Genomic DNA, 17041 nt, shown 5'->3' on the forward strand with positions numbered 1-17041 from the left:
CCGCCAGGCGCGAGTGTGACGGTGCGCAGTCAAACAGCCGGGGGAGCGGGCGACAAGCGGGGCACGCCGCCGGGACCTGGGTCCGGGCCCGGGCCCGGACCCGGGCCGGGAGCGGGGTCCGGGTCCGGGGTGGCGGCGCACGAGGCCAGCCAGTGGCGGGCCAGTTGATCGTGCGGGCGCCGTTCGAGGACCAGCTCCCACTGCCGGGCCGCCTCCTGGACGTCGCCCAGCTCGAAGGCGGCCAGTGCCAGGGCGCTGCGGGCCTCCGTGTCGTGCGGGTGCCAGTGCACGACGGCGGCGAAGCGGTCCCGCGCGGTTCCCGTACGGCCGGCGCGCGCCGCGGCGAGCCCGTCGTTGAACAGCGCAGCCGCATGTCCCCGCAGCCGCAGCCACCCGTGCAGCGGCACCCCGCAGCGCAGGCAACTCCCGGCCCCCGGCGCGTTGGGGGCCCGGCAACGGGGGAGCGGACAGACGAGCGGGGAGGCATCGCGCGTGCCGGTGTCACTCTCAGGGCCGACGGGCGGGGTGGCGTCGGTGGTTTCCGGGGTCGGGGTTTCCGGTGCCGGGCTTCCCTGGGCGGGGGAGTCCGATGCCGGGGTTTCCGGTGGCGGGCTTCCCGGTGGTGGGGTGCCGGGTGTCGGGCTTTCCGGTGTCGGGGTTTCCGGTGGTGGGGGCATGGGGGCCTCGGGTCAGACGAGAGGTACGGCGTCGGTGTCGTCCTCGGGGCGGTCCTGGAGTCGGGTCTCGATCTGGCGGAGCCTGGCGATGAGCTGGTTGGCTCCCTGGATGGCGCTGTGCGGGTCGGTGGCGATGCGCGGCGCGAGCTGCTCCGCCTGCTGCCTGATCTCCCGCAGTTCGCGTTCGGCCGCACGGTCGACGAGAGCACGGGCCGACATGACGAGCCCCGAGGCGGTCTGGAGCACGGCGGCCGTCATGCCGCGTGCCTGGTCCTCGGGCGTCAGATCGTGGCCGCGGTGGGAGGGGAGCAGACCCTGGAGGTAGGACTCCAGGCTCCGCAGCCGGATCACTGCCTCACCGTAGGCACGCTGGTTGCCCTCCTGGTACGCGCGCTCACCCTGGACCCGGTGCGCTTCGAGGGTGCGGGTGACCTCGTCGGTGCTGAAGGGCTTGCCGGGCGCCGTTCCGTACTCGGAGAGATGGGCGATCAGCTCCCGCACCTCCCGTACGAGCGTGTCGTAGTCGTGCTTCGGCGGCTCCAGGGACACCGTGGGCCTGCTGAGCCCGGCGACCAGTTCCTCCAGCTCCTCGAACTCGTGCACCGCCTGCTGGGTGTCGCCGCGCTCCCGCGCCTCACCGAACGCGCGCAGGGCCAGGGTCCAGCGGGTCCTGGCGACGTTCTGCGGACCGCTCGGCACATACGCGACCACCTCGTCGAACTTCGCGCTCAGCGCCTCCACTTCGTCCTGCCCCGGCATCGTGCGCGGCGGAGGGACCTCCACCAGCGTGTCGAAGCCGGCCTCTTCGCCGATGCTGCCGCGCACGGTGATCGCGGAGTTCTCCCGCATGGTGACCTCCAGCCGGATCGGGGTGCCGCGCTGCGCCAAGCCCTGCACCCGCACGGTGATCACCTGGATCGGGCGGCTCTTCTGGAACAGCCGGAACTCCACCACCGGCTTCCCCGGGTGCAGAAAGGAAGGATTGGTCTTGAACGGCAGCGACACATGGGCCGGCACCAGCTCCTGGCGCTCCCTGCGCCCGTCCCTGTCGACCTCCAGCAGGATCGGCTTGGCGTTGACGGCCAGCCCCGAGCTGCCGCCCGGCGGGCGCTGTTCCCCGGAGGTGTGGGTGAGCGGCCTGTCCACCGTGCCCACGAGCGCTTCGTGCGCGTCGTGCACGGCGAACGTGTGCAGCGCGGCCATCGCCTCGGGTGTGAAACAGCGCGGGGTGCCGTCGAAGTGGTGGTTTTCGGGGCCCTGGGGAGGCGGGTTGTAGGCGTCGATGGTGTCCAGGACGTTCTGCGGTCCCGCGCCCTCGCTCAGCGCGAGGTCGAGCACGGAGAGCAGTGCGGGATCCCCCGACGCGACGGCGGCGTGCAGCACATCGCTGGGCCGCAGCGTCCCCAGCGCGCGGCGCGTGGCCGCGAGAAGGACCTTGACCGCGCGCTCGTCCACGATCCGCTGCGGGGCGAACACCCCGGTGGGGAAGAGGAGTTGAGGTTCTTTCTCCATGTGAGTGCGGCAGGGGACGACGCCGGATTTCTCGCTCTGCCGAACCACCTCCCCGTGCCGGAAATGATTCCACAGCCCCTCCCGGCGGGCGGGCCTTCTGCGTCAACAGGCATATTCCATGACCGCGGGGGAGGGCCGCCGGGCCCGCGCGGTTAGGGTCAGCGCTTACGGGCCGGGACAGCGGCGGCGTACGGGCGGGGTGAGCGGAAGTGAGGGTGCGGAGATGAGTGACGACTCCGGCGGCGGGCCATCGGGCCAGGGCCGCGGTCCTGGCCGGCAGCCGCTGCGGCTGGACCTGCTGTACCGGGCGATGCGGTGGGAGACGTTCGTACTGGCCGCCGTACTGGTCGTGCTCGCGGCGATCTTCGCCTGAGAGACGAGCGGTTGCCGGGGCGCCCGGGTCCCCGGACCTGGGCGCCGCGTGCGCCGGGAACACATGGCCCGGTGTCCCGGCGGCGAACCCGCCACCCGCCACGACGAGTCGGGAGTGTGCCGGCTCGCTGACGCCGACCACCGGAACCGCGGCCGGCGGGAAGAACCCAGCGGTGCGAGGAAAGGGCCTGGGCGGGGGCCCGCCCGGTGGAGCGGCCACTTCGCTTTCCGCGAAGGCCGGGCGGGGTCGGTCAGGAGACCGCCAGGTCCTTGTCGCCCAGGTCCTCGCCGCCGGCGCTGTCCTGCTGCGCCTGTTCGGGCGCTGCGCCGCCGTTGGCGCCCCGCAGCATCAGTGCCGCGATGATCAGCGCGGAGAACACCAAGGCCGCCGCGACCCAGAACGCCACGTGGTAGCCGCCGAGCATGGCTTCCTTCGCGCCCTTTCCTTCAGCGGTGAGGGTGTTGGTGCGCGAGGTGACGAACGCGCTCAGCACGGTGAGGCCGATGGCGCCACCGATCTGCTGCGTGGTGTTGAACAGGCCGGAGGCGATGCCCGCGTCGGCGGGTTCGACGGCGGCCATGCCGAGTCCCATCATGGCCGGGGCCGCGAGTCCGAAGCCGAGGCCCATGACGAGGGTCGCGGGCAGGAAGTCGACCGCGTAGACGCCGTCGACGCGCGCGAAGGAGAGCATCACGAAGGCCAGGGTGATCAGGACGAGCCCCAGGAACAGCACGGGGCGCCGGCCGAACTTCATGATGACCCGCGCCGAGAGGCCGAGTGAGACCGCCGCGATCACCACCGCGATCGGTACGAAGCCGAGACCGGCCTCCAGTGCGCTGTAGTTGAGCACGCGCTGCACGTACAGCGTGCCGAAGAACAGCAGCCCGAACATGCCCGCGATCATCATGAACTGCACGATGTTAGCCGCCGTCAGGCTCCGCGAACGGAAGAGCCGCAGGGGCAGCAGCGGCTGCGCGATCGTCGCCTGGCGGTAGATGAACCCGGCGAGCAGCGCGAGGGCCACCGCTCCGAGTATCAGGGTGAGCGCCGAGCCCCAGCCGCTCTTCTCCGCGCCCACGATGGTGTAGACGAGCAGCATCAGGCCGGCGGTGACGAGGAAAGCTCCCAGGAAGTCGGTCCCCTTGGACAGACCGCCCTTGCCGGAGTCCTTCTTGACCGTACGCAGGCCGGTCAGCACCAGGACGGCGCCGATCGGTGCGTTGATGAAGAAGATCCAGTTCCAGCTGAGGCTGTCCGTGAGCACGCCGCCGAGCAGCGGTCCGACGGCGCCGCCACCCGCGGAGGCGAAGCTGTAGGCGCCGATCGCCTGGGCCTGCTCGCGTCCCTCCGTGAACATGGTCGCGACCATGCCGAGGACGCACGCGGAGGCGATGGCGCCGCCGATGCCCTGAACGAACCGGAAGACGATGAGCATGGCCTCGTTGGTGGCGAAACCACAGAGCAACGAGGCCAGGCTGAAGAGCGTGATTCCGGTGAGGAAAATGATCCTCCGGCCGACGAGGTCACCGAGCCGCCCCGCGAGCAGCAGCAGGCCGCCGAACGGAATGACATAGGCGTTGACGACCCAGACGAGATTCTCCGAGGAGAAACCGAGGCCCTTCTGGACGGCCGGCAGTGCGACATTGACGATGTTCTGATCGATCACGATCATCATCTGGCCGACGCAGAGCACAGCAATCGTCAGCCACGGTGATGCGCTCTTTCGCTGGGCAGGCTGGCCCATCTTCGGTTCGCCTCCAATGGTGCATCCTTTGTTACAGCAGCCATGATGGGTTCCCTTTGGGGCGGGCGGAAGAAGGCACTTTGATGTGCCACCGACACATTGATGTGACGGTGACGTGAGCAGGCACGCAGCGGGGCGCGGCCCGGCGGCGCAGCTCGGCGCCGCAGCTCAGCGGCGTGGCAACGGGACCGTGCGAGGGCCGAGTTCCAGCGCCCGGCCGGTGGTGAGGCGGGGGTCGCAGGCTCTCTCGTACCGGCCGGCGAGCACGTAGTCGCTGATCCCCCGCGCGCTGTCCAGGCACGCGGTCACGTCGTCACCCGTCAGCTCCAGGTGCACGGCTGCGGGCTTCCGCCCTGCGCAAGTGGTGCGCCGAACCGCCCGGCGCGCGCGGCCCGTTGGACGTACTCGCCGCCCTCAATGGCATCCTCGCCGACACCGTTTCCCGGACGGCGGGCCGCCGGGCGGCCGGGCGGTCGAGCGGCATCTGACGTGCTTCTACCGGAAGTTGGATATCAAGCGCCGCAAGGAACCTTCCGGCTGGCCTCGGGACGACGACGCCGCGCCGCAGCCCCGGGAGGAGTCAGCCGTCCTGGGCCGGCCGGTCGGTGTCGTAGGCGTGCCGGGCGGCCGAAATGGTCTCCCGGTGCCGCGTCGCCCAGTCCGTCAGCGAGAGCAGCGACTGGTGCAGTTCCCGCGCGATGTCCGTGAGGGTGTACTCGACCTTGGGAGGAACGGTGGCGTAGACCTTGCGGGTCAGCAGCCCGTCCCGTTCCAGATTCCGCAGGGTCAGCGTCAGCATGCGCCTGCTGATGCCGTCGATCGACCGTTCCAGCTCGGTGAAGCGCACCGGGCCGCGCGCGGTGGCGACGATGATCAGGATGCTCCACTTGCCCGCCACCCGGTCCAGCACTTCACGCACCGGACACGCCTCGACGACGATCTCTTCCCCCGCGGCGGTCTCTGCCTGTGTCATGGTGCCGCTCCTTCCGGTCCGTTCATAGTGCCCCCACGGTTCTCTCTGTTACAACAGGTCACCCAAGAGAAGATCGCGCATGGCCGGGAGCCTCACCGCTCCGGCGATGTCCGGCTCGACCGCAGCCGCACTCAAGAGCGCCGACCTCGCGGTCAACGCCACGCCCCTCGGGCGCCGGGTCAGCCCGGTCAGCCCGGGCTCTCGGCCCGCCCGGTCAGCCCGGGCTCTCGGCCGACTCGGCCGACTCGGTCGGCTCGGCCCTCTCCGCGCTTTCCGCCGTTCCCGTCGGCGCGGCCGTGAGATAGCGGGTGAGCATGGCGACGAGTTCGTTCTCAAGGCGGGTGACGTCGATGGGGTCGGGCTCGGCGATGAGCTGGTGGACGACGAGTTCGACCGTGGAGACGGCGAGGGAGGCGGCGACGTACGTGTCCTCGACCTGGACCTCCGGGTGGTCCTCGAACAACTCCTGTGCGTAGGCGACGTGTTCCGCCTTGTGGAGCGCTACCTTCTCCAGCAGTTCGGGGGACCTGGGTGCCTGCTCGAACATGATGCGGAGCAGATGCGGGTCGTGCTGGTGGTTCTCGATCGCGGCGCGCACGTTCGCGCGGATGATGTCCTCCAGTGATTCGGGAGGACCTGCGTCCCGGTTGCGCCTGGCCACGGTGATCCCGGTGTCGAGGTGCCGGACCAGCAACTCGACGAGGATCGCGTCCTTGTTCGGGTAGTACTGGTACAGCGAGCCGATCGAGACCCGCGCCCGCTCGGCGATCCGGTTGGTGGTCCCCGCCGCGTAGCCGTACTCGGCGAAAACGTGAGCAGCGGCGGTGAGGATGCGCTGCCGGGTGAGTTCCGCCCGTACCTGGCGTGGCTGTTTACGTGGCTGAAGTCCGCGGTGGCCCGACGGCATGGCACCTCCTGCGCAGCGCCTCGAAAGCGAGTAGCGCATGACCTGAACAATTGCTCACAATGGTGCCATGAACTGCGGCGGAGCGGTGAACGGCCGCCCTTCGTGCGGTGCGCGTGACCGTACGGGCCAGGCCGGCCTTGCGGGCCGCGGGTGCCTGCCGCCCCCGCGTCCTCCGGGAAAGGAGCCTTTGTGACGCATGCCAGCACGCGCCCCCGGGCGGTGTCGCCTGACGAGGTCCGGGAGCGGCTCGGGGAGCCCGACGCGATGGTCGAGGCCAAGATCTCCGACCGGGTGGACGAACATGCCCGCCGCTTCCTCGCGCATTCGCCCTTCATGACCATGGCCACGCCGGACGGCTGCACGTGGAGCGTTTCCAGTCGGTGGCCAAGTCGTTCGCGCCCAACACCGGGTTCGAGGCGGTGTGCGCCAGGTCGGGGCTGACGGTCCAGGTACCGCCCGACGAGTCGCTGCTGGACGCGCTGTCCTACGCCGGACACCGCGTGGCGACGGGATGCGGAGAGGGCGTCTGCGGGAGCTGTGAGCTGACGGTCTTCGACGGTGAGCCCGAACACCGCGACGACATCGGCGCCCCGGCAGGCCGATGTACGCCTGTGTGTCCCGCGCGCTGTCACCCCGGCTCGTCGTGGACCTCTGAGTCCGAGCCGGGGCCTCTGCCCGTGAGCAGTGGGCCGGCCTCTGTCCCGAACAGCGGGCCAACCGACCGGTGAGCCCGTTCCGACCGAACCGAAAGCGAAACGCGCCATGTTGCCGAAGTTGCGCACGCCCGAAACGCGACGAATGATCACGTTGGAGGTGTGCAGGAACACCAAGCTGACCCCCACCTTCTCGACCATCACGCTCGGCGGCCCGGAGGTGGAGCATCTGAAGCCCACGGGCTTCGACCAGACCGCGCGGCTGTTCTTTCCCCGCGAAGGGCAGGACAGGCTGAGGATGCCGACCCGTTCCAGCGAGGCGTGGATGGCGGAGGTGCTCCTGATGCCCAAGTCCAGCAGGCCCTGGGTACGCAACTTCACCATCAGGCGTGTCAGACCTGAACTCGGCGAGGTGGACGTCGAGTTCGCCCTGCACGGCGACACCCCGGCCTCCCTGTGGGCGCGGAACGCGCGGCCCGGGGACCAGGCGGGGATCTTCGACATGGGCGTGACCTATCAGCCGCCCGCCCATGCGGAGTGGCAGCTGCTCGCCGGGGACGAGAGCGCCGTGCCTGCGGTCCTGGCCATACTGGAGGACGCCCCCGCCACGCTGACCGGCGAGGTCTTCCTGGAGGTGCCGAGCACGGAGGACTTCCGCAAGGACATCACCGTGCCCGGGGGCGTCCATGTGCACTGGCTGGCCCGGAACGGCACCGGGGCCCAGCCCGGCACGGTGGCCCTCGAAGCGGTCAAGGAGTCGGATCTGCGCCCCGGCCCGTTCTACACCTGGGTCGCCGGGGAGTCGGGGCTCGCCACCGGGCTGCGCCGTCACCTGGTGCGCGAACGGGGCGTGCCCAAGGCGGACATATCGTTCTTCGGGTACTGGCGACAGGGCCGCTCAAGCCCCGGCTGATCCCGGCGCCCGGCCACGGGCACCGTCCTCGGCCAGCCTGCGCAGTTCCGCCAGGTCCTGCGCTGCCTGCGTCAGCAGTACGCGCATCGCCGTCTCAGCGGCGTCCGGGTCCTGCTCGCGTACCGCGTCCAGTACCGCGCTGTGGCTGGGCACGGGATCCTCCGGGTGGTGGCCCGGGCCGTGCACGAGGCGGTCGCGCGCGGCGAGCCCGGTGGCGATGACCATCTCCATGCGCTCCAGCAACTCGTTGTGGGAGGCGGCCAGCAGCGCGCGGTGGAAGGCGAGGTCGGCCTCGACGGCCTCGGGGGCGCCGTCGTCCGCCTCGCGCATGGCGTCCAGCGCCGCGTCCAAGGTGGCGAGGTCGGCGTCCGTACGGCGTTCGGCGGCCAGCCGCACAGCGGCCGGTTCGACGATGCCGCGCACCTCGTCCAGATCGCGCAGCAGCGGCGGGCCCCCGTGCCCCGAGGCGCCTGAGGCGGCCTCGGTCGTGGCGCCGTCCGAGGACTGGAGCTGCCAGCGCAGCACGTCGGCGTCGAGGAGGTTCCAGTCGGCGCGGGGCCGTATGAAGGTGCCGCGCCGCTGCCGCGCGTCGATCATCCCCTTGGCGGCCAGCACCTTCAGTGACTCACGCAGCGCGGTGAGGCTGACGCCCAACTCGGCCTGGAGTGCGGTCAGATCGAGCGTCGCCCCCTCGGGGATCGTGCCGCCGAGCACCCGGTGCGCGATGGCCTCCACGGTCTGGCCGTGTACTCCCCGGCGTGCGTAGCCCGACATGGGCGCCTCTCCTTCTTCCGGTCAGGCCGACGACTTTACGACGCTCCAGCCACCGTCAACGACCAGGCTGGCTCCCGTGACGTACGACGCCTCGGCCGAGGCGAGGAAGGCGATGGCAGCCGCCACCTCCTCCGGGTCGCCGAGCCGTCCGGCGGCGGTCTGCGCCGCGCTGGCCCGGCGTTCGTCCTCGGGTACGCGGTCCCACAGCCGGGTCAGAACCGGTCCGGGAAGCACGGTGTTGACCCGCACCAGCGGCCCGTACTCCACCGCGAGCTGGCCGCTCAGGGAGAGCAGCCCGCCCTTGGCCGCGGCGTAGGCGGGGTGACCGGGGATGCCGTGGCGGGCGTGTACGGACGACACCAGGACCACGCTGCCCGCGCCACGCCCCGGGCCTGCGCGCTCGCCCTCTTCGCGCTCGCCTCCTTCGCGGCCTTCGCCCCTGCAGCTCCCGGCTTCGCCGTGCTGGGAGCGCAGGTCGGGCAAGCACGCGCGCATGCCGAGGAAGGCCGAGGTCAGGCCCACGTCGAGCTGCCGGTGCCAGGAGGCGGGCGAGGTCTCGTGTGCGGGGGCGACATCGACCGTGACCGCGTTGGAGACCAGCACGGAGACCGGGCCACAGGTGTGCGCCGCTTCGAGGATCCGGGACCAGCCGGCCTCCGTCGCCACGTCGGCCGCGACGGGGACGGCCGTGCCGCCCCCGTCCGCGACGGACGTGGCGACGGCAGCCGCGCTCTCCGCTTCGATGTCGGCGACCACGACGGCGGCGCCTTCGGCCGCCAGACGGTGGGCCGTTGCGGCGCCGATACCGGCACCGGCCCCGGTGACGATCGCGGTACGGCCCGCGAATCTGAGCCCTGTGGTGGAGGAAGCCATGACCACGAGAGTGCGTACTCAACGTCGCGGCGTCAAGAACTATTAATAAATAACGAGTTCTTGTACGGTGCGGCGTCATCACCGTACGAGCCGCGAGGGGCAGGCACTCATGACGGCAGGCGACATGCGTAACCTCCGCACCACCCGTATTCACTTCGGCGCCGACTACAACCCCGAACACTGGCCCGAGGAGGTCTGGACCGAGGACATCCGGCTGATGAAGGAGGCCGGAGTCACCATGGTCACGGCCGGGATCTTCTCCTGGGGACTGGTCGAATCCCGGCCGGGCGAGTACGACTTCGGCTGGTTCGACCGCGTCATGGACCATCTCGCCGAGGCCGGCATCCGTGTCTGCCTCGCCACCATGACCGCCTCACCCCCGCCGTGGCTGAGCGAGCGGCACCCCGAGAGCCTGCCGGTCGGCGCCGACGGCGTCACCAAGTGGCCCGGCTCCCGGCAGCACTACTGCCCCTCCAGCCCGGTCTACCGCACGCACGCGGTCCGCCTCGTCGAGCGGCTGGCCACCCGCTACGCCGAGCATCCCGCGCTGGACACCTGGCACATCGGCAACGAGTACGGCTGCTCCAACCCCGTGTGCTACTGCGAGGTGTCGGCCGAGGACTTCCGCCGCTGGCTGCGTGAGCGCTACGGCACCGTCGAGGCGCTCAACACCGCCTGGTCCACCACCTTCTGGTCCCAGCGCTACGACACCTTCGCGCAGGTGCTGCCGCCGCGCACCACGCCGACGCACCCCAACCCGGCGCAGGTGCTGGACTACGCGCGCTTCAGCGACGACGCGCTGCTCCAGTGCTATCTCGCCGAGAAGGAGGTGCTGCGCCGCATCACCCCCGAACTGCCGATCACCACGAACCACATGCCGCACCACAAGCCCGTCGACCCGTTCGCCTGGGCACCGCACGAGGACGTGCAGTCGCTGGACTTCTACCAGGAGCCGTTCGACGCCGGGACGCACATCGACGCGGCAGCCGCCTTCGACGTGACCCGCTCGGCAGGGCACGGGCGCCCGTGGATGCTGATGGAACAGGCACCCAGCGCCGTCAACTGGCGGGCACGCAACGGCCCGAAGCCGTTCGGGAAGATGCGGCTGTGGAGCTGGCAGGCCGTCGCGCAGGGCGCCGACGCGGTGCTCTACTTCCAGTGGCGGCAGTCCAGGGGCGGAGCCGAGAAGTTCCACTCGGCGATGGTGCCGCACGGCGGTACCGATACCCGGATCTTCCGCGAGGTGAGCGAACTGGGCAGGGAACTGGCCGCCGTACCGCAGATCGCGGGGAGCAGGCCGGCTCCGGGGGTGGCCCTGGTCGTCGACTGGAACAGCTGGTGGGCGCTGGAGCAGGGCTCGCACCCGACCTCGGCGCTCAGCCACAAGGAGACCCTGCTGCGGCACTACGCGCCGCTGTTCGAGGCGGGCGTGCCCTGCGACGTCGTACCGCCCGACCGCGACCTGAGCGGCTACAAGCTGGTCGTCGTCCCGAACCTGTACCTGATGAGCGAGGCGACCGCCGACCGGCTGACCGCGTACGTACGCGGCGGCGGCCACCTGTTCGTCTCCTACTTCACCGGTATCTCCGACGACTGCGACCGCGTACACCTCGGCGGCTACCCCGCGCCGCTGCGGGAGGTGCTGGGCCTGCGCGTGGAGGAGTTCTGGCCGCTGGACGAGGGGCAGCGCGTCTCCCTGCGCGGCGAGATCACCGCATCGGGAGACTCGTGGTCCGAGGCCATCGACCTCGAAGGCGCGGCCACCGTGGCCGAGTTCGGCGACGGTGAGCTGGCAGGACGCCCGGCGCTCACCCGGCACACGTACGGCGACGGGGTCGCCTGGTACGCGGGCACCCGGCTGGAACCCACCGCCATGCGCGCCCTGATGGACCGCGTACGAGGAGACGCCGGCGCCGCACCCGTGATCGAAGGGCTGCCCGCCGGAGTGCAGGCCACCGTCCGCGAGGGCGCGGCAGGCCGCTTCCTGTTCCTGCTCAACCACGGTGAGACGACCGCCGAGATCGCCCTGCCGCACCCGTGCCACGACCTGCTCGGCAGCACACCGGAACAGCTCACCAGCCTCACCCTGCCCGCACGCGGAGTCGCCGTGCTTCAGCACTGAGCGCGCCCCGAAGGGGCGCGGGGAACTGCGCGGCCAGCCACGGCGCGCGCGCAGTCGGCAACGCGCCCACAGGGACCTGCGCTCTCCCGAGCCGGCCCACCGGCTCACGCGCACTGACAAGGAGGTCAGATGCCCACCCGAAGGAACGTACTGGCGGGAGCCGCTGCCGCGGCAGCCGCCCCCGCGCTCGCCGCCTGCGGAGAGTCGGCGGGTGCCACCCGGATGACCAGCGCGACCCGGCGCAAGCCGGGCCAGAAGGTCAAGCTGGTCTTCTGGACCTGGGTGCCGCTCCAGAAGGCCGCGGCGCTCTGGAACAAGCGGAACCCCGACATCCGCGTCGAGGTCCAGATGGTGCCCGCCAACACCTCGGGCGGCTACCAGAAGATGCACTCGTCCATCAAGGCGGGCAATCCGCCGGACCTGGCCCAGATCGAGTACTGGGCGCTGCCGGAGTTCATGCTCGCCAACGGCCTCACCGACATCTCCGCCTACGGCGCCGACAAGCTCAAGGGCGAGTACGTCGACTGGCAGTGGAAGCAGGGCGAGTTCGCGGGCAAGACGTACGCCATGCCGCAGGCGTCGGGCCCCATGGGCTTCTTCTACCGCCAGGACCTGTTCGACAAGTGGGACGTGGAGGTCCCCAGGACCTGGGACGCGTTCCGCAGGGCCGCCATGAAGATCAAGAAGCGCAGCGGCGGCGACTCGTACATCACCGCCTTCTCGCCGGGCAACGTCGTGTGGTTCTCCTCGTTCCCCTGGCAGCGCGGCGCCCGCTGGATACGTACGGAGGACGACACCTGGGTCGTGGACGTCGCGGGCAGGGCCTCGCTGGAAGTGGCCGACTTCTGGGACGGGCTCCTGCGCGACAAGCTGGTGGCACCGATCCAGGACTCGCAGAGCGCCTTCTTCAAGGGGCTCCAGACGGGACAGCTCTCCGGCTGGCTCGGCGCCCAGTGGCAGGACGCGCTGATACGGGGCAACGCGCCCCGCACCAAGGGCAAATGGCGTGTCGCCGGGCTGCCGCAGTGGGAGGCGGGCCGGCATGTCTCCTCCAACTGGGGCGGCTCGGCCACCGCGGTACTCCAGGGCTCCCGGCACCCGGTCGAGGCGCTGCGGTTCGCGCACTGGCTCAACACCGACCCGGACAGCATCGACCTGCTGGTCGCCGCGGGTTACGGCTGGCCGGCCGCCAAGCTCGACCTGAAGAAGTCGGCGCTGGGCAAGGCGGACCCTTTCTTCGGCGGCCAGGTCTACAACGAGGTCTTCGAGACCTCCGACAGGAACGTCGACACCTCCTGGCAGTGGGCCCCGACCACCACCCAGTCCTTCGGCCACATCCAGGACAACTTCGCCCAGGTCTTCGCCGGGCACGGCACCATCGCCGACGCGCTCAGGGACGCGCAGGGGCGGATCGTGGACGACCTGGATGCCAAGGGCCTGAAGGCGAGGAGCGCGTCATGACGACCTCAGCAAGGCCCCAGGCGGCGCCACCACGGCGCCGTGCCCGCCCGGACCGCAAGGCGTGGCGGTTCCTCGGTCCGTTTCTCGCGGTGTACCTGTTCGCGATGATCCTGCCGATCTTCTACGCCCTCTACCAGAGCATGCTGAAGGTCGAACGCTCGGGCCCCATGGGCTTCGGTGAACCCACCGTCGTCTTCGCCGGCTTCGAGAACTACTCGCTGGCCCTCCAGCAGACCTCGTTCCTGGAGGGGTTCGGGCGGGTGTTCCTCTTCGGCATCGTGCAGGTCCCGGTGATGCTGGTGCTGGCGCTCGTCCTGGCCCTGCTCCTGGACCAGGTCTCGAACCGCTGGGCCGGCCTGATGCGGGCCGCCTACTTCCTCCCGTACGGCATACCCGGCGTCATCGCGACGATCCTGTGGGGCTTCCTGTACGTGCCGGGGATCAGCCCGGTCAACGACATGCTCTCCACGTTCGGCTTCCAGCCCGACTTCCTCGGCTACGACAACGTGCTGTGGTCCCTCGCGAACATCGTGGTGTGGGAGTTCGCCGGCTACAACATGCTGATCATCGTCGCGCAGCTCAAGTCCATCCCGCAGGAGCTGTACGAGGCCGCGAAGATCGACGGCGCCGGGCCCTGGCAGACCGCGCTCCGCATCAAGATCCCGCTGGTGCGGCCCGCACTCATCCTGACCTGCGTCTTCTCGATCATCGGCACCATGCAGCTGTTCGCCGAACCACTGGTGCTGAAGAAGATCGCACCCGCGGTCACCAACGACTACACCCCGAACCTCAGCGCCTACTTCGACGCCTTCGCCAACGCCAACGTCTACATGGCCGCCGCCAAGTCGGTGCTCCTCGCGGTCGCCGCCATGGTCCTGTCGTTCGGATTCCTCAGCCTCGTCAACCGCAAGCAGAGGAGCCGTCGATGAACGCCACGGCAGCGCCGGCGACCCGGCCCGACACCGCGCCACCCGACCCCGCCACCGGCACCAGGCCGGCGCGGCGCCGCCGCGTACCGCGCCCGGGGCGCATCCTGCTCGTCGCCGTACTGACGCTCGCCGCGCTGTACTTCCTGCTGCCCGTCTACTGGCTGGTGGTAGCGGCGACGAAGTCCAACGACAGCCTCTACGGCAGCTTCGGCCTCTGGTTCGACGCGCCCCAGCTGCTGCACAACCTCGGCAAGGTCTTCACCTACAACGACCACATCTATCTGCGCTGGGCGCTCAACTCCCTGCTCTACGCGGGAGTCGGCGCCGTGCTCGCCACGCTGCTGTCGGCAGCCGCCGGATTCGCGCTGGCCAAGTACCAGTTCAGAGGCCGCGAGGCCGTCTTCAAGTTCGTACTGGCCGGTGTGCTGCTGCCGTCCACCGCGCTCGCGCTGCCGCTCTACCTGATGTTCAGCAAGATCGGGCTCACCAACAGCTACTGGGGTGTGCTCATCCCCAGCATCGTCAGCCCGTTCGGCGTCTACCTGTGCCGCATCTACGCCGAGTCGGCCGTGCCCGACACCGTGCTGGAGGCGGCACGCGTGGACGGCGCGGGGGAGGAGCGGATCTTCTTCACGCTGGTGCTGCGCATCATGTCGCCGGCGCTGGTGACGGTCTTCCTCTTCCAGTTCGTGCACATCTGGAACAACTACTTCCTGCCCCTGGTGATGCTCTCAGAGGACAGGAAGTACCCCATCACCCTGGGCCTGGTCACCTGGAAGGAAGCCGCCGACCGGTTCCCCGAACTCACCCAGTACACCATCGGCGGCGCCTTCGTCTCCGTCGTCCCCCTCGCCTTCGCGATGCTCGTACTCCAGCGTTACTGGCGCACGGGTCTGACCGAGGGCAGCGTCAAGGAGTGACCACGTGAAGATCACCCGGGTCGAGACATTCGCCCTCCCGCCGCGCTGGCTCTTCTGCCGCATCGAGACCGACGACGGCCTCGTCGGCTGGGGCGAGCCGGTCGTGGAGGGCCGTGCCGACACCGTGCGCACGGCCGTGCACGAACTCGCCGGACAGTTCCTCGTCGGCGCCGATCCGCTCCGGATCGAGGACCACTGGCAGCTGATGACCAAGGGCTCCTTCTACCGGGGCGGCCCGGTACTCTCCTCCGCCGTCGCCGGACTCGACCAGGCGCTGTGGGACATCGCGGGCAAGGCGTACGGCGCCCCCGTGCACCAGCTGCTCGGCGGGCCAGTGCGCGAGCGTGCCCGCGCCTACTCCTGGGTCGGAGGGGACGAGCCCGCCGCCGTACGCGACCAGATCGCGGCGCAGATGGAGGCGGGCTTCACCGCGGTGAAGATGAACGGTTCGGGCCGGATGGACAGGCTGCCCAGCACCGCTGAACTGAACGAGATCGCAGCACGCGCCGAGGCGGCACGCGAACAGCTCGGCCCCGGCGGTGACTTCGCCGTCGACTTCCACGGCCGCTTCTCCGTGGCCGGCGCCGTCAAGGCCGTCGGCGTACTGGAGCCGTACGGGCCCATGTTCATCGAGGAACCCGTACTGCCCGAGTACACCCACCTCATCGGCCGCGTGACCAGCTCGACCACGCTGCCCGTGGCCACGGGCGAGCGCCTCTTCTCCCGTACGGACGTGCTCCCCGCCCTCCAGGAGGGCGTCGCCGTCCTCCAGCCCGACCTGTCGCACGCGGGCGGCATCTCCGAGTGCCGGCGCATCGCCTCGCTCGCCGAGATGTACGACGTGGCGATAGCACCGCACTGCCCCCTGGGCCCGCTGGCGCTCGCCGCCAGCCTCCAACTGGCCTTCGCCACACCGAACTTCCTCATCCAGGAGCAGTCCATCGGCCTGCACTACCACGCGGGCGCCGAGCTGTTCGACTACGTCGCCGACCCGGAGGTCTTCCGCTTCCACGAGGGCCATCTGCTGCGCCCGACAGGGAACGGGCTGGGCGTCGAGATCGACGAGAAGGCGGTACGCCGCGCCGACGGCAGCGCGGAAAGCTGGCACAACCCCGTATGGCGCCACCCGGACGGCTCGTTCGCCGAATGGTGAACCGGCGCCGGCCTGACCGGCCGCGGAAAGCAGTACCGGGAGCACCCCCGAGGCAGGGTCGCAGCGCGCTGGAGCCCCGGTGGAGGCCCGCGTGCCACAGGCGCAACACGCGTGCCTTTGCCGTTACTTGGAGCTTCCCACGTGGTGAAGGGGGGGACGCCGACCATACCGCCGAGTACTGTTGCCCCATGAATTCGGCTCTCGTACGGATGCGCGTTCTGGCATCACTGGTACTCGCGCTCACCGTCGTCCTCGGCGTGCTCGGGGTCACGGTCCTCGTGCCGGACGCCGGCCTGGAAGGCGACATGGTCTTCTGGATCCCCGCCGCCGTTTCCGTTTTCGCCCTCCTCGGTGTGCACTACGCCGCCGACCCGCTGCTCCTGCCCAGGTCCGACCCGAGCCCGCGCCGGACAGCGCGCGCGGTCTACTCGATGATGAGCGCGCGGCTGCTGGCTTCCGGCGTCACCGCCGTCGCCGGAGTGGCCATCGGTATGGCCACGCAGTCCGACCCGGCCGTCCTCGTCGGCTCCGGCGCCTCGGTGGTGATGCTCGCGCACTGGTGGCCCGGCAAGCAGTTCGCGAACACGGTCAGGGCGAAGCTGGCCAGGACAGGAGGCGCGCGGTACGTCGGACCTGCCCTGCACAGGACCGGCGTGTGAGACCTCGGCGGCCGAACGGGTCAGCCGCCCGGCTGGATGGTGATCCAGCCGCGGTTGTACGCCTCGGCACCGGCCTGGAAACGGGTCGCGACTCCCAGGTATTCGAGCAGTTCCGACACCCTTCTGCTGAAGGTGCGAGGAGAGAGCCCGAGCCGCCGGCTGGCCGTGAGGTCCGTTGCCCCGCACAGGAGTTGTTCCAGTATCGGTTCCAGATGGGCGGGCGGCCTGGCCGTGCGTTCGTCGTCGCGCGGGTACGGGTGCAGCAGGCGCGTGCCGGCGGTTGCCGGGGAGACGAAGGCGTCGTGGAGTAGGGACCGGCGTTCGTGGTCAGCGGTCGGATACGGAGTCGGCGGGTGCGGACTGTCCGAAGGTGAGGCGGAACGGGCGTGCCCATGAGG

17 protein-coding genes and 1 pseudogene are annotated in these 17041 nt (G+C 70.3%); 9 read left to right on the forward strand and 9 right to left on the reverse strand.

Annotated features, from left to right (window positions below):
* Window positions 1–29: 29 nt before the first annotated feature.
* Together NMN56_RS21845 and NMN56_RS21850 are read right to left on the reverse strand one after the other, a co-directional pair.
* The gene (locus NMN56_RS21845) at window positions 30–407 is read right to left on the reverse strand and encodes a DUF6584 family protein (RefSeq protein WP_274042077.1); all 378 of its coding nucleotides are present in this window, start codon (window positions 405–407) and stop codon (window positions 30–32) included.
* Between the two features lie 282 nt (window positions 408–689).
* Window positions 690–2189, reverse strand: a complete 1500-nt coding sequence (locus NMN56_RS21850; RefSeq protein ID WP_274042078.1) for a hypothetical protein — start codon at window positions 2187–2189, stop codon at window positions 690–692.
* Window positions 2190–2412: 223 nt separating this feature from the next.
* Between NMN56_RS21850 and NMN56_RS21855 the strand changes: the two genes are divergently transcribed.
* The gene (locus NMN56_RS21855) at window positions 2413–2562 is read left to right on the forward strand and encodes a hypothetical protein (protein WP_274042079.1); all 150 of its coding nucleotides are present in this window, start codon (window positions 2413–2415) and stop codon (window positions 2560–2562) included.
* A 250-nt stretch (window positions 2563–2812) separates the two neighbouring features.
* On the opposite strand, the gene NMN56_RS21860 is transcribed toward NMN56_RS21855, so the two are convergent.
* From NMN56_RS21860 to NMN56_RS21875, 4 genes and pseudogenes are all read right to left on the reverse strand, one after another.
* Window positions 2813–4234, reverse strand: coding sequence for an MFS transporter (locus tag NMN56_RS21860; RefSeq protein ID WP_280842729.1), 1422 nt, complete (start codon window positions 4232–4234; stop codon window positions 2813–2815).
* A 240-nt stretch (window positions 4235–4474) separates the two neighbouring features.
* A pseudogene (locus NMN56_RS21865) lies at window positions 4475–4654 on the reverse strand (3-deoxy-7-phosphoheptulonate synthase); the annotation flags it as partial.
* A gap of 232 nt (window positions 4655–4886) precedes the next feature.
* Window positions 4887–5279 (reverse strand): winged helix-turn-helix transcriptional regulator, encoded by a 393-nt coding sequence (locus NMN56_RS21870; RefSeq protein ID WP_274042081.1) that lies wholly within the window; start codon window positions 5277–5279, stop codon window positions 4887–4889.
* A gap of 214 nt (window positions 5280–5493) precedes the next feature.
* Window positions 5494–6186 carry a TetR/AcrR family transcriptional regulator gene (locus tag NMN56_RS21875; RefSeq protein ID WP_274042082.1) on the reverse strand — a complete coding sequence of 231 codons (693 nt, stop codon included), beginning with the start codon at window positions 6184–6186 and terminating at the stop codon, window positions 5494–5496.
* A 362-nt stretch (window positions 6187–6548) separates the two neighbouring features.
* On the opposite strand from NMN56_RS21875, the gene NMN56_RS21880 reads away from it, so the two are divergent.
* Entirely contained in the window at window positions 6549–6914 is a 366-nt protein-coding gene (locus NMN56_RS21880; protein WP_430542666.1) for a 2Fe-2S iron-sulfur cluster-binding protein, read from the forward strand.
* A gap of 70 nt (window positions 6915–6984) precedes the next feature.
* On the forward strand, window positions 6985–7752 hold the full coding sequence (locus NMN56_RS21885) for a siderophore-interacting protein (RefSeq protein WP_274042083.1): 768 nt from the start codon (window positions 6985–6987) through the stop codon (window positions 7750–7752).
* Here NMN56_RS21885 and NMN56_RS21890 read toward each other — a convergent pair.
* Both NMN56_RS21890 and NMN56_RS21895 read right to left on the reverse strand, forming a co-directional pair.
* Window positions 7738–8526, reverse strand: coding sequence for a FadR/GntR family transcriptional regulator (locus NMN56_RS21890; protein WP_274042084.1), 789 nt, complete (start codon window positions 8524–8526; stop codon window positions 7738–7740). The genes NMN56_RS21885 and NMN56_RS21890 overlap by 15 nt on opposite strands.
* Before the next feature lie 21 nt (window positions 8527–8547).
* Window positions 8548–9399: an SDR family NAD(P)-dependent oxidoreductase gene (locus tag NMN56_RS21895; RefSeq protein ID WP_274042085.1), complete on the reverse strand. Its 852-nt coding sequence runs from the start codon at window positions 9397–9399 to the stop codon at window positions 8548–8550.
* A 109-nt stretch (window positions 9400–9508) separates the two neighbouring features.
* Here NMN56_RS21895 and NMN56_RS21900 point away from each other — a divergent pair, with 109 nt between their 5' ends.
* From NMN56_RS21900 to NMN56_RS21925, 6 genes are all read left to right on the forward strand, one after another.
* Window positions 9509–11521: a beta-galactosidase gene (locus tag NMN56_RS21900; protein WP_274042086.1), complete on the forward strand. Its 2013-nt coding sequence runs from the start codon at window positions 9509–9511 to the stop codon at window positions 11519–11521.
* Window positions 11522–11650: 129 nt separating this feature from the next.
* The gene (locus NMN56_RS21905; protein WP_274042087.1) at window positions 11651–12982 is read left to right on the forward strand and encodes an ABC transporter substrate-binding protein; all 1332 of its coding nucleotides are present in this window, start codon (window positions 11651–11653) and stop codon (window positions 12980–12982) included.
* On the forward strand, window positions 12979–13911 hold the full coding sequence (locus NMN56_RS21910; protein WP_274042088.1) for a carbohydrate ABC transporter permease: 933 nt from the start codon (window positions 12979–12981) through the stop codon (window positions 13909–13911). Before NMN56_RS21905 ends, NMN56_RS21910 begins: the two co-directional genes overlap by 4 nt.
* Window positions 13908–14831 carry a carbohydrate ABC transporter permease gene (locus tag NMN56_RS21915; RefSeq protein ID WP_274042089.1) on the forward strand — a complete coding sequence of 308 codons (924 nt, stop codon included), beginning with the start codon at window positions 13908–13910 and terminating at the stop codon, window positions 14829–14831. Before NMN56_RS21910 ends, NMN56_RS21915 begins: the two co-directional genes overlap by 4 nt.
* A gap of 4 nt (window positions 14832–14835) precedes the next feature.
* On the forward strand, window positions 14836–15984 hold the full coding sequence (gene dgoD / locus NMN56_RS21920) for a galactonate dehydratase (RefSeq protein ID WP_274042090.1): 1149 nt from the start codon (window positions 14836–14838) through the stop codon (window positions 15982–15984).
* A 188-nt stretch (window positions 15985–16172) separates the two neighbouring features.
* Window positions 16173–16643, forward strand: a complete 471-nt coding sequence (locus NMN56_RS21925) for a hypothetical protein (protein WP_274042091.1) — start codon at window positions 16173–16175, stop codon at window positions 16641–16643.
* Window positions 16644–16663: 20 nt separating this feature from the next.
* Here the strand turns inward: NMN56_RS21925 and NMN56_RS21930 are convergent.
* On the reverse strand, window positions 16664–17041 hold a 378-nt coding region (locus tag NMN56_RS21930), incomplete at its 5' end, for a helix-turn-helix domain-containing protein (protein ID WP_488199814.1).

The organism is Streptomyces iconiensis (assembly GCF_028657195.3).
GTDB lineage: Bacteria > Actinomycetota > Actinomycetes > Streptomycetales > Streptomycetaceae > Streptomyces > Streptomyces iconiensis.

What these genes read in the sequence shown, in the direction of transcription:
- NMN56_RS21875 (WP_274042082.1), bottom strand. Translation starts at nt 6,186, where the DNA reads ATGCCGTCGGGCCACCGCGGACTTCAGCCACGTAAACAGCCACGCCAG.
- NMN56_RS21905 (WP_274042087.1), top strand. Translation starts at nt 11,651, where the DNA reads ATGCCCACCCGAAGGAACGTACTGGCGGGAGCCGCTGCCGCGGCAGCC.
- NMN56_RS21900 (WP_274042086.1), top strand. Translation starts at nt 9,509, where the DNA reads ATGACGGCAGGCGACATGCGTAACCTCCGCACCACCCGTATTCACTTC.
- NMN56_RS21855 (WP_274042079.1), top strand. Translation starts at nt 2,413, where the DNA reads ATGAGTGACGACTCCGGCGGCGGGCCATCGGGCCAGGGCCGCGGTCCT.
- NMN56_RS21885 (WP_274042083.1), top strand. Translation starts at nt 6,985, where the DNA reads ATGATCACGTTGGAGGTGTGCAGGAACACCAAGCTGACCCCCACCTTC.
- NMN56_RS21860 (WP_280842729.1), bottom strand. Translation starts at nt 4,234, where the DNA reads ATGATCGTGATCGATCAGAACATCGTCAATGTCGCACTGCCGGCCGTC.
- NMN56_RS21915 (WP_274042089.1), top strand. Translation starts at nt 13,908, where the DNA reads ATGAACGCCACGGCAGCGCCGGCGACCCGGCCCGACACCGCGCCACCC.
- NMN56_RS21925 (WP_274042091.1), top strand. Translation starts at nt 16,173, where the DNA reads ATGAATTCGGCTCTCGTACGGATGCGCGTTCTGGCATCACTGGTACTC.
- NMN56_RS21890 (WP_274042084.1), bottom strand. Translation starts at nt 8,526, where the DNA reads ATGTCGGGCTACGCACGCCGGGGAGTACACGGCCAGACCGTGGAGGCC.
- NMN56_RS21870 (WP_274042081.1), bottom strand. Translation starts at nt 5,279, where the DNA reads ATGACACAGGCAGAGACCGCCGCGGGGGAAGAGATCGTCGTCGAGGCG.
- NMN56_RS21850 (WP_274042078.1), bottom strand. Translation starts at nt 2,189, where the DNA reads ATGGAGAAAGAACCTCAACTCCTCTTCCCCACCGGGGTGTTCGCCCCG.
- NMN56_RS21895 (WP_274042085.1), bottom strand. Translation starts at nt 9,399, where the DNA reads ATGGCTTCCTCCACCACAGGGCTCAGATTCGCGGGCCGTACCGCGATC.
- NMN56_RS21910 (WP_274042088.1), top strand. Translation starts at nt 12,979, where the DNA reads ATGACGACCTCAGCAAGGCCCCAGGCGGCGCCACCACGGCGCCGTGCC.